The sequence below is a fragment of the Oscillatoria salina IIICB1 genome (genome assembly GCF_020144665.1).
In the GTDB taxonomy this organism is placed as follows: Bacteria; Cyanobacteriota; Cyanobacteriia; order Cyanobacteriales; family SIO1D9; genus IIICB1.
Genome location: NZ_JAAHBQ010000107.1, coordinates 1 through 11,069, shown reverse-complemented (window position 1 = coordinate 11,069; position 11,069 = coordinate 1). Strand labels below are relative to the sequence as shown.

Here is an 11,069-nt window from a genome sequence, read left to right as displayed (position 1 = left end):
GGTGTAATGGCAATTCCAACCGACTGAAGAATAATCAAAATTCCTAAACTGAAAATTAGCAGTCTGGTCAAATTTTCAAATAAAGAAGTTAAAGGCGAACCTTCTTCTCTGCTGCTATAAAATTTGATAAAACCAACAGCTAATCGAGAAATTAAAAGTGTCCCAGAAGCTAGAAAAGTTGCTAGCAAAAACTTCTGAATAAAGTTATCTCCTTTAGGAGATAGTGGTAATAGAAAAGTTGCAGTCCATATTCCCAGTAGCACAAACCAGAGAATGAAAATACCCCGAAAAGACTTGAAAAATATTTCGTTACTAGACCATCCGGTGCGATCGGCAAGACTTTTTAACTTATTTAAAATCCGTTGTTCAAAATAAAAACCGAACAAAAAAGTAGCTAAAATTAAAACTATAGGCAGAAAAAAATTAAGCACGTAAAACAAAGTATTCATTGAGAGTTTGCCAGATAATCAAATATTAGTTGGATAATTTATTTAACTTCAAACGATCGCGATCGAGTGCTACTGGACGATCGCCAGCGATCGAATAAACTCACTACAAATAAAAATAGGGTGAGTATTACCCACCCTAAAAGTTTACTATGTTAGTAGTAATGGTAAAAGTTATGGCGTAACTTAGTCGCGCATACTTTTGTTAACTGGCTATGGCTTTGATCCCGGTTTGGACTCGCCACAAACCTGCATAAATTCCATTTTTTGCTAGTAACTGTTCGTGAGTACCTTTTTCAACAATTTTGCCGTATTCCATGACATAAATACAGTCAGCGTGGCGGATAGTAGAGAGACGATGGGCGATCGCGATCGTCGTGCGATTCTCAATTATACGTTCTAGCGATCGCGCGATCGCGGCTTCGGTTTCGTTATCCACTGCGGAGGTAGCTTCGTCGAGAATCAAAATTGGCGGATCTTTGAGTACAGCCCGCGCGATCGCAATTCTTTGTCGCTGTCCCCCCGATAATTTCTGACCGCGTTCGCCGACAATTGTTTCATATTCTTGAGGTAACTGCATAATAAATTCATGGGCTTCGGCGATTTTTGCCGCTTCAATTACCTCATTTAAACTTGCATCTGGACTACCATAAGCAATATTTTCTCTCACTGTACCATGAAAGAGAAAAACATCCTGACTTACTAAACCAATCGACGCACGCAAATCGTTTAAGAAAATCTCGCGAATATCCGTACCATCAAGGCTAATTTTTCCTTCTTGTACCTCATAAAAACGCAAGAGAAGTTTAACTAATGTACTTTTTCCACTACCAGTTGAACCAACGATCGCGATCGTATTTCCCGCGGGAATATGAAGAGAGAGATTTTCAATTACTGGCTGACGATCTCGATAAGCAAACGTAATATTTTCTAAGTCTAACTCACCACGCACCGACTCTTTAGCCAAAGGTACATTTCCTGGGTGAATAGCAATCGGTGTATCGAGAAGATTCATCACTCGATTTGTCGAAGCCATCGCCCGTTGATACAAGTCTAAAGTTTGTCCTAATCTAGTTAAAGGCCAAAGTAATCTTTGGGTCAAAAATACCAAAACACTATAAGTACCAACTGCGACCTTTCCTTGGGTTACAGCCAAACCGCCATAAAGTAAAATCGCTGTAAAGCCTAGTAAAATCAGCATTCTGATTAAAGGGACGAAAGCAGCCGACAGCGCGATCGCATTTTGATTACTATGTCGATAAGCTTCACTTTCTACCGCTAATCTTTGCACTTCATAAGCTTGAGTTGTAAAGCTTTTAATTGTGGTAATTCCACTTAAATTATTCGACAACCGAGAATTAAGTAAACTCACTTTTTCCCGCACATTTGCATAGCGAGGAGCAAGCCTTTTTTGGAAAGCAATCGAACCCCAAATAATAAAAGGTATCGGTAACATCGCCATCCAAGATAAACTCGGAACTAAAATAACAAATGCACCAGTAATAATAACTACTGTCGTGCTAACTTGCAGAATTTCATTCGCCCCTACATCCAAAAAACGCTCCAACTGATTAATATCATCGCTGAGAATAGACAACAGCGAACCTGTACTTTGTTCCTCAAAATAAGCTAATTCTAAATCCTGAATATGACTATAAGCATCTAAACGCAAATCGTGCTGAATATTCTGCGCCAAATTACGCCACAAACGCTCATAAGTATATTGAAAAGCTGACTCACAAATCCAAACAATTAAATTAATTATTGCCAGAAACAGTAATTGTGTAAAAACGTCCTCAATTCCCAAACGCGCAATTAGAGAATCTTCTTGCTGCACTACCACATCCACAGCCGCACCAATAATAGCAGGTGGAGCCAAATCAAACAATTTATTTAAAATTGAACAAATAACCGCTTTCCAAATTAAGGGACGATACCTCCGTCCATATTTGAATAAACGTTGCAAAGGATGCTTTGCTTGAGGCTCTTTTTTACTCTGGGAAACCTTACTTAGGGTAGATGAACTTGCCAAACTAAATTACCAAAATTCTCAGGTAGTTAATATTTTACCAATTTTGAGTAGTAATTGCCTATCTCTCTAGATTGATGCTTTAAACTAAACTTATAATTACTACCAAATGTTAATGAAGAAATAAAGCGAATATATAACCATAGTATGTAATTTGTAAAAATATTTAACTGTATGGTTTAGAAATATTGCCAGACAAAATTTATACAAATTCAACTTACATGAAGTTAAAATAGAGAAAGAACTGAATTTGGTAAACACAAAATGCCTAACGCTATGATGGTAATTGTTCCTTATCGCTACGAAAATACTTGGGTGTTTGACGATGAGGAAGTTGGATTAATCAGAGAACCATTTGTTAGCGGTATTCCTCAAATGATTGACTGTTTAGTTCGAGATATTCCCCAAACAGAAAAAGGTTTTCGGTTGTTATTTTCTGCAACTCCTTTTCCGGGCTATCAAGCAGAACTAACTTGGCTAAGAGAAGAGTATGACGGAAATTGGTATTTTTGGCAATCTGAAAATTTAGAAGGATGGTTATGTCCAGCTTTATTTAAATATTTTAGCGAAGCTCCTGCTAAAATATACTGTCAAGCTCAAGCTCTTAATTCTTAACTAATTACTAACAAAAAAACTCGTCAATGTTACTGGGACAATTTAAATTATGTGCGATACTTTTGTGGCTTTACCAGACGCAACCAAAAATGGCGATCTAATCTTTGGAAAAAATAGCGATCGCCCCGCAGGAGAACTTCAAAATGTAGTAACTATTCCCGCACAAAACCATCCCCAAAATAGTCAATTAAAATGCACTTATATCACCATTCCTCAAGGAGAAAAAACCTTAGCAGTTATTCTCTCCCAACCCCAGTGGATGTGGGGTGCAGAAATGGGTGCTAATGAGTGCGGAGTTGTTATCGGTAACGAAGCCGTTTGGACAACTCAATCTTACCAAAATACTGGACTACTGGGCATGGATTTAGTAAGATTAGGTTTGGAAAGAGGTGAAACCGCTTACCAAGCTCTCCAAATTATTATTAATCTACTCGATAAATATGGTCAAGGTGGTAATTGTGCAGAAAATTTTGCGATGAACTATCATAATTCTTTTCTGATTGCTGACACCCAAGAAGCATGGGTATTAGAAACAGCAGGAAAGTATTGGGTAGCGGAAAAAATCACCAGTGGAACTCGCTCAATTTCTAACAATCTTAGTATTAGAAATCAAGGTAATTTGCGTCATTCAGACTTAATTAAAGATGCTTTCGCAATAGGATTATATACCAATGAAGATGAATTTGACTTTGCCAAAATTTTCTCGGAAGGTAGCGTCGAAGACACGCTTTCCCCTCATTCAAGAGAAGGCAAAGTCAGACATTTATGCAAGGTAAATCAAGGAAAATTTACAATCGATACCGCTAAATCAATTTTGCGAGAACATAGTGGTAATATTTGTATGCACGGAGCATTTATTAGCGCAGGAAGTCAAATTTCTTCCCTATCTCTAGAAAATTGTCAACATTGGTTCATTGAAAAACCTTTTCCTTGTCAACAAGAGTACCAGCAAAAAGATTTTTCTGCCTTAGTAGTCCAGAAATAACTAACTAGATTACTTCTATTCCAAATTCTTGACGAATCTGGAATAAAGGATAATTCAGATATTCTTCGTAACCTGACCAAATCCATTTTTTCTTCATTTTTCTTGTTCTCGCAATAACTTGAAAAACTGCGGGAATAGTTAAAATAAAAGCCCCAAATAACTTGAAATAACCTACATCTTGAACAAGTTTTCGCGTTTCCGGATACTGCAAATACTTCAAGTATTCGGATAATTTTACCGTCGAACCAAAAATTGTCCAAGTATCAGTTAAAGTTTCCTCAGCAATTGAGGTATCGCAGCCAAAAATCACATGAGTAACATCATGAAGTCGAAACAGTTTCGCTACCTGACTGCTACTATTATCCTCAGTAATTAAACCGGGATGTTTAGCATAGTATTCATCAAGTCCCGCTTGTAAAGTTTGCTGAGAATATTGTTGTTGATATTGGAATTTTTTAGCCATTGTCATCCAATTTTTTTCTGGTTCTCTTGCTGTTTTTTTTGTGAAATTTTTCCAATTCAGGAGAGAAATAAAGCTAGAGAGTTAATACTATTATTATAGCATTAGATTGAAACCGGGAATTTTGCGCGATCGTGAGGTTCTAAAAGATTAGTTAATTCGGGACCTTGGGGAATAATTCCACCGGGATTGAGAGGAAACAAATTGCCGTAATAATCATGTTTTACTGCTTCTTGATTACAAGTTTCCGCAACACCAGGAAGTTGATACAAATCGCGCAAGTAACCACCTAAATTTTGATAATCTTGGATGCGACGACGATTACATTTAAACAAACCGTAATAAGCAATATCAAAGCGAAATAAAGTTGTAAACAAACGCACATCCGCTAAAGTTAATTGATTTCCACACAAATAGCGGCTTGTTTCTAATACTGAGTCAATTTCGTCCAAAGTAGCAAATAATTTCTCATAAGCTTGATTATAAGCCGCTTGAGTTTGGGCGAAACCACAGCGATATACACCATTATTAACTGCGTGATAAACTTTGTCATTCCAACAGTCAATTTTTTCCTGCAATTCTGCTGGATAAAGGTCTAAATTAGGTTTATCCGCAAACTCATTAAATTCCGAGTTTAGCATGATAATAATTTCCGCACTTTCGTTATTAACAATAGTGTTAGTTTGCTTATCCCACAAAACCGGAACTGTATTTCGCCCGGTGTAACCTGGTTTAGCTAATTGATAAAGTTCGGCTAAACTTCGACAACCTTTTTCTGGTTCATTGAATATCCAACCACCTTCAACAGGAGAAGGAGAAACCACAGATACAGAAATAGCTTTTTCTAATCCTTTTAACGCCCTAACAACTAAAGTTCGATGCGCCCAAGGACAACTCATTCCCACATAAAGATGGTAACGTTCTGTAGCTGGTTGATAAGCATTTTCTGCGTCTTGGTTTATCCAGTTTCTAAACTGACTGCTAGGACGAATATACTCGCCAGAAGAGTTACGCGGTGCGAGTTTGGACATCATAATTTGCCACATTGTTGTCCAAACAAATTTTCCGAGTTTAATAATTATGTTGGGAGGTAAAGCTTTGCGTTTTGTCATGATTATTGTTAGCTACAACTATTAGTTCGTAGTCGGCGCTTTAGCGCCGCTACTGCAAGGACTAAAGTCCTCACTACAAACTACAGGCATTCCTACAACTATTAGTTCGTAGTCGGCGCTTTAGCGCCGCTACTACAAGGACTAAAGTCTTCGCTAGGAATTTTATTTTCGGACTAAAGTCCTCACTACAAACTCAAGGACTAAAGTCTTCGCTAGGAATTTTATTTTCGGACTAAAGTCCTCACTACAAACTCAATGACTAAAGTCTTCGCTAGGAATTTTATTTTCGGACTAAAGTCCTCGCTACAAACTCAATGACTAAAGTCTTCGCTAGGAATTTTATTTTCGGACTAAAGTCCTCACTACAAACTATTTGATACTCAATTCTTCGCTAGGAATTTTATTTTCGGACTAAAGTCCTCACTACAAACTATTTGATACTCAATTCTTCGCTAGGAATTTTATTTTCGGACTAAAGTCCTCACTACAAACTCAATGACTAAAGTCTTCGCTAGGAATTTTATTTTCGGACTAAAGTCCTCACTACAAACTATTTGATACTCAATTCTTCGCTACTAACCTCCTTTTCTATGACTAAACCAGCTAAAAAATTCCTATCTTCACTGGTATGGGGAAACTTAAGCTGAAAATCAGGCATTCCTTTGTCTAACTGACGCTGACGGATAATACCAAAACTACCAGGTTTAAGGATACTCAAGCGAGGAGGTGGTATTTGGTCGCGTCGCTTTAGTTCATAATAGCTATTAGCTTCTTTTAGCTTGCGGTCGAAGCTAGCTAAAAATCCTGGTAAATCTGCTAAATTTTGACCCCTAGCTAACTCTATATTAACTAAATAACGTGCGGGAAATTCACCTTCCGATAAAGTAATACAAAAATCTTCCAAAGCTACGTTAAATTCTTGCTGCAAAGCTTCCATTACTTTCGTGACTTGAAACTCAGTTGTTTTCTCAGTCGTAGCAGAAATTATTCCACCTTGACGGAAGCGAAATACTAGCAATGGCGCTTGTTCTTGAAAACCGACTACTTCGACAACATCGCCAATATCATAACGATAAAAACCGCTATAGTTGGTTGTCAAAATTCGATATAATTGCCCTGGTTTCACTTCAGTCGCTAGCAAGGTTTTGGGATGTTCTGCTGTCCACTGGTCTTGAGGAACAAATTCAAAAAATCCACTTTCTACTGCTAAAATACTACTATCTACATCGAGACTATGGTTGATGCTAAATGTACCTTCAGATGAAGAATAAACTGCACCAAACCCAGGTGTATCGCCGAAATATTCAGGGAAACGTTGGAAGTAAAAGTCTGATGTTCCTCCTCTCGCGCTAACTAAAAAGGAGAGGTTTTTCCAAGCGAGTTTGGGAGTTAATTTTCCTTCGGAATGTAAAATTTCTTTTAATTCTTGGGCGCGTTGCGGTGTGGCGTGAAAAATTTTTTCTAGTTTGGTTCTAAGTTCGGGTTCTATTTGTAGCCAATTGGCGATATTTCCTGTTTCTAAGTCATGAAGTAAGTCTTCGGCGTAAGTTTCCAAGTAGTTGCATAAACGTAGCAATAACATGGGGAAATTTTGTCCGATTCCCCGCAGGTTAGTGTCTTGTAAAGCGAAGAGTAAAGCTACATAATGACGGGCGATTAATTCGTCAACTTCTAGGGTTTCATAAGGCATGGCAAATAGTTGTCCGTAAACCCATTTACCCATCCGTAAAACTCCTGTGCTTGCTGGTCCGTAGGGAATTCCAGCGTCGGTTATTCCGTAGAGTTTGGGGGAATTTGTGGCTAAAAGTTTACCAAATTTTAAGCCGCGAGAACGTAGGGCTTGAGATAAGAAACCGATGCTGACAAAATTGGCTTTTCCTAATGTGTTTTGAAAGCGTTTAGTGACGGGGATTAATTTGGGTTTTCCTGTTGACCCGCTAGTCATGTTTAAGTAAACTATGGGGTCGGGGGTTAAAAGATTTTTTTCGCCGTTAGCAATGCGTTTTATATAAGGTTCGTAATTATCGTAGGGTAGAATTGGTATTCGCTCTCGAAATTGGGCTATAGTTTTGATGTCTTTGAGTTGATATTTTTGACCTATTTCGGTGTTTTGATGGGCTTGTAATAGTTGGAGGAGGAACTTTTCTTGAATTGTTGGAGTCTGAGTAATTTTTTGGAGAAATTTATCTTTAGCACGTTCGCTAAAATACGTCAATAGTGGTAGTAAGAAGTTTGTCATTTGCTCTTGATGCCAATTGTAAATAAACTTAAAGTATTATAGTCTTCGTAGTACAAACTAAAGTTTTTTAGTAGGTGCTGAAGGATGATTATTGGTAATGAATCAGGTAGTTACTAGGGAGTTCCCTGGTATTTTTGGTATGTAGTATGGTGAGGTGAGGAGTAAACTAAATGAGAGCGATCGCGTTTTTTGTCTTGGCTTTTATTTTGGCTAGTTTTGTCGAATACTGGATTCATCGCTTAATGCACTTTAACCCTCGCGTTGGGGAACGTCATCGAGATCATCACCGTCGCAATGAAGGACAAGGGGTGTTGTGGGAGTTCCGCGATTATGTTCGAGGTAGTATTATTGTGATGTGTTTGCCGTTCTTGGTCGCTTGGGATGTAGGATTGGGTTGGTTTCTGGGTAGTTTGGTTTATGCAGCTTTTTCTGCTTATGCTCATCAGTTACAACACGAAAATCCTACCAAATGTTTTTGGATGAAGATGCCAGTACACTATGTTCATCACAAATACAATATGTGGCATCATAATTTTGGTTTAGGGGTAGATTGGTGGGATCGGATTTTCGGTACTTATAAATCGGTGGAATGGTTGACTGAGGAGGAATTGTCAGAAAATCAACTTGGTTATCTCCAACTGAAGTGGTGGTAATTTCAGTAAGCAGTGAGCAGTTATCAGTTGCCAGTTTATCACTGAGTTATTTCCAGCGATCGCGCCGAGAGATTAATTTAGCAGCGCAGAAGCCGAACACTGTCGGAAACGAGAAATTTGGTGTATCCTTCCCTAAAGCGCTGAAAACTCTAACTATTGGCTAATTAGGAGACAAAATTTGAGTTATTTTCAGGAAGCAAAAGCCCATTTTATCGCCTCTCACCAGCATCCGATCAACCAGATCTTACACCACATCACGAATCTGGTGGCGATCGCGGCGGTAATCTGTTTATTCATCGATTGGCGTTTGACTGCTATTTGTGTCGTCTTGACGCAAGTATTCGCCCTTAGCGGACACATATTTTTCGAGAAAAACGAACCTGCATTTAGAAAATATCCTGGTATTGTGATTCTCGCTTCCATGTCTTGGTCCTTTGAAAATTGGTTTGGTTTACGCCAAATTTTGAGTCAACAAACCAGCAACTAACAACTTTGCATCACTAACATCCGCTTTTGGCGGCAGTTTCAACCCTGAAGGAGAATTAATGTACGAAGGTTTAATTGTCATCGACGCTGACGCGCATAAATTAGAAAATCCCTTGATTTTGCGCGATTATATCGATTCAGCATATCAAGATCGTATTGGTTTAGTAATCGACAGTCTCGGAGATCAACGGGCGCAAGTAATTGATTTTAACCCAGCTACCGGGAAAAATGACCTCAAGCGAATGTTTCCCCAACCCCAAGGTTTAGGAAAAGGAGGCTTTCGCAACCTGCATCCGGAAACCACCCTTGGGGCGATGTTTAATCGAGTACGCTTGGAAGACATGGACCGCGAAGGTATTGATATCCAAGTTATCTACGGTACGCTAAACCTAATTTTTTCCAGTATTTTAGATCGAGAATTTGCGATCGCCCTTTGCCAAGCTTACAACAACTATATCGCTGATGACTGCAAAGGCTACGACAATCGCCTCAAACCCATCGGCGTAATTCCTCTCCAAGACGTAGATGCGGCTGTCGCAGAAATGTATCGCTGCGTCAACGAACTCGGTTTAATTAGCGTCGCTGTCGCCCCCAATTTACCAGTTCCCCATCCCAAAGCCCCCGACGCTTTCCCCGAAATTCGCACTTGTAAAGCAATTTCTCACCCCGACTTCCGCCCCATTTTACAAGCCGCAGTTGATTTAAACATTGGTTTAGGAATTCACGGCGGACCCGGTTCTAACATGATGGGTGGTATTTCCGACCACATGGAAACCTTCGTTTTAACGCACATTTTCGTCCAGCGTAACCAACAACAACACGCCTTAGCGAGAATGGTCTTTGACGGCGCATTTGAACAATTTCCCACCCTCAGAGTCGGCTTTTTAGAAGGCGGTTGCGGCTGGCTACCAGACCTCGCCCATGCTTTCCACGAACACTGGGAAAAGCGCATTCGCGACTTCGACCCGAAAAAGCCTTATCGCCCTTCCTTGATGGAATTTACCAAATTGATGATTCAAGAAAAAGGCGGTAAAGACAACATCAATATTATTAGTAAAGCGAAAAACCTCTTCGATTTACTCTGGAACGCTAGCCACGACCCCACGAAAATCGAAGACGCAAGCTTGTACGAACATTATGACTTGCGTCACCGCGACCCAATGGAATACTTTGAACGCGGACAAATCTTTACCTCCTTTGAGTCAGACGACCCCGCCCCCGCATATCTTCCCGTTGCAATGGGTGAAGTTGGTAAGCGTGTTGCTTGTTTCTCTGGCGACTACGGACATTGGGATGGTGTTTTGAAAGATTGCGTCAAAGATGCAGCTAATGTTGCTGAGTACGATCGCGAGCATTTGAGTTTATTATTGGGTGGTAACTCGTTAGCGTTGTATGGATCTCGCTTGCGTGAATCTTTACCGGAAAAGTTAGCTACTGCTGTGGTGTAAATTTTCCCGAAATATTATTAAGCCGAACCCGTAAACGGGCGGCTACACAGCCCGCGAAGGCGGGCTAATTTTATTTAAAATGGTTCCCTGTCTCCGGCAGGGAATCGTTTCAGGAGGCTCTGCCTCCATTCAAGTTTCCCCGAGGCAGAGCCTCTGAAGTGGGTGACACGGCGGGAGCCACGTCACCAGGAAAAACTAAATTTAAAGTCGAACAATTTAATACTTTACTACCACTGGTTCCCTGTCTCCGGCAGGGAACCGTTTCAGGAGGCTCTGCCTCCATTCAAGTTTCCCCGAGGCAGAGCCTCTGAAGTGGGTGACACGGCGGGAGCCACGTCACCAGGAAAAACTGTGGTCAATTAAACGGTGAGATTATTTAAAATGGTTCCCTGTCTCCGGCAGGGAATCGTTTCAGGAGGCTCTGCCTCCATTCAAGTTTCCCCGAGGCAGAGCCTCTGGAGTGGGTGACACGGCGGGAGCCACGTCACCAGGAAAAACTAAATTTAAAGTCGAACAATTTAATACTTTACTACCACTGGTTATGAAAATGTTTGGTTTGTAAATTAGTGACCCCTCCCCAAACCCCTCCCCGACAC

General features: G+C 40.0%; 10 protein-coding genes. 5 read left to right on the top strand and 5 right to left on the bottom strand.

The genetic code is table 11. From position 1 onward, the window contains the following. Both G3T18_RS22530 and G3T18_RS22525 read right to left on the bottom strand, forming a co-directional pair. Positions 1-449, bottom strand: a 449-nt coding sequence (locus G3T18_RS22530) for a hypothetical protein (RefSeq protein WP_318014022.1), incomplete at its 3' end; no start/stop codon positions are given. A gap of 202 nt (positions 450-651) precedes the next feature. Continuing rightward, positions 652-2,478 carry an ABC transporter ATP-binding protein gene (locus G3T18_RS22525; RefSeq protein ID WP_224412843.1) on the bottom strand — a complete coding sequence of 609 codons (1,827 nt, stop codon included), beginning with the start codon at positions 2,476-2,478 and terminating at the stop codon, positions 652-654. A 261-nt stretch (positions 2,479-2,739) separates the two neighbouring features. On the opposite strand from G3T18_RS22525, the gene G3T18_RS22520 reads away from it, so the two are divergent. After that, positions 2,740-3,090, top strand: a complete 351-nt coding sequence (locus tag G3T18_RS22520) for a DUF6717 family protein (protein WP_224412842.1) — start codon at positions 2,740-2,742, stop codon at positions 3,088-3,090. A 49-nt stretch (positions 3,091-3,139) separates the two neighbouring features. Continuing rightward, positions 3,140-4,075 carry a C69 family dipeptidase gene (locus tag G3T18_RS22515; protein WP_224412841.1) on the top strand — a complete coding sequence of 312 codons (936 nt, stop codon included), beginning with the start codon at positions 3,140-3,142 and terminating at the stop codon, positions 4,073-4,075. Positions 4,076-4,079: 4 nt separating this feature from the next. Here G3T18_RS22515 and G3T18_RS22510 read toward each other — a convergent pair whose 3' ends face one another. From G3T18_RS22510 to G3T18_RS22500, 3 genes are all read right to left on the bottom strand, one after another. Further along, positions 4,080-4,538, bottom strand: a complete 459-nt coding sequence (locus tag G3T18_RS22510) for a hypothetical protein (protein ID WP_224412840.1) — start codon at positions 4,536-4,538, stop codon at positions 4,080-4,082. A gap of 101 nt (positions 4,539-4,639) precedes the next feature. After that, positions 4,640-5,647 (bottom strand): glutathione S-transferase family protein, encoded by a 1,008-nt coding sequence (locus tag G3T18_RS22505; RefSeq protein WP_318014021.1) that lies wholly within the window; start codon positions 5,645-5,647, stop codon positions 4,640-4,642. A gap of 550 nt (positions 5,648-6,197) precedes the next feature. Next, the gene (locus tag G3T18_RS22500) at positions 6,198-7,886 is read right to left on the bottom strand and encodes a GH3 auxin-responsive promoter family protein (protein ID WP_224412839.1); all 1,689 of its coding nucleotides are present in this window, start codon (positions 7,884-7,886) and stop codon (positions 6,198-6,200) included. Positions 7,887-8,056: 170 nt separating this feature from the next. Between G3T18_RS22500 and G3T18_RS22495 the strand changes: the two genes are divergently transcribed. From G3T18_RS22495 to G3T18_RS22485, 3 genes are all read left to right on the top strand, one after another. Then, positions 8,057-8,539 (top strand): sterol desaturase family protein, encoded by a 483-nt coding sequence (locus G3T18_RS22495; protein ID WP_224412838.1) that lies wholly within the window; start codon positions 8,057-8,059, stop codon positions 8,537-8,539. Between the two features lie 178 nt (positions 8,540-8,717). After that, positions 8,718-9,026 (top strand): Mpo1-like protein, encoded by a 309-nt coding sequence (locus tag G3T18_RS22490; protein ID WP_224412837.1) that lies wholly within the window; start codon positions 8,718-8,720, stop codon positions 9,024-9,026. 58 nt (positions 9,027-9,084) lie between these two features. Beyond that, positions 9,085-10,473: an amidohydrolase family protein gene (locus G3T18_RS22485; RefSeq protein ID WP_224412836.1), complete on the top strand. Its 1,389-nt coding sequence runs from the start codon at positions 9,085-9,087 to the stop codon at positions 10,471-10,473. Positions 10,474-11,069: the final 596 nt, after the last annotated feature.

Bases quoted from the DNA above. Each gene is read 5' to 3' on its own strand.
- G3T18_RS22505 (WP_318014021.1), bottom strand. From the start codon at position 5,647: ATGACAAAACGCAAAGCTTTACCTCCCAACATAATTATTAAACTCGGA.
- G3T18_RS22500 (WP_224412839.1), bottom strand. From the start codon at position 7,886: ATGACAAACTTCTTACTACCACTATTGACGTATTTTAGCGAACGTGCT.
- G3T18_RS22515 (WP_224412841.1), top strand. From the start codon at position 3,140: ATGTGCGATACTTTTGTGGCTTTACCAGACGCAACCAAAAATGGCGAT.
- G3T18_RS22495 (WP_224412838.1), top strand. From the start codon at position 8,057: ATGAGAGCGATCGCGTTTTTTGTCTTGGCTTTTATTTTGGCTAGTTTT.
- G3T18_RS22520 (WP_224412842.1), top strand. From the start codon at position 2,740: ATGCCTAACGCTATGATGGTAATTGTTCCTTATCGCTACGAAAATACT.
- G3T18_RS22510 (WP_224412840.1), bottom strand. From the start codon at position 4,538: ATGGCTAAAAAATTCCAATATCAACAACAATATTCTCAGCAAACTTTA.
- G3T18_RS22485 (WP_224412836.1), top strand. From the start codon at position 9,085: ATGTACGAAGGTTTAATTGTCATCGACGCTGACGCGCATAAATTAGAA.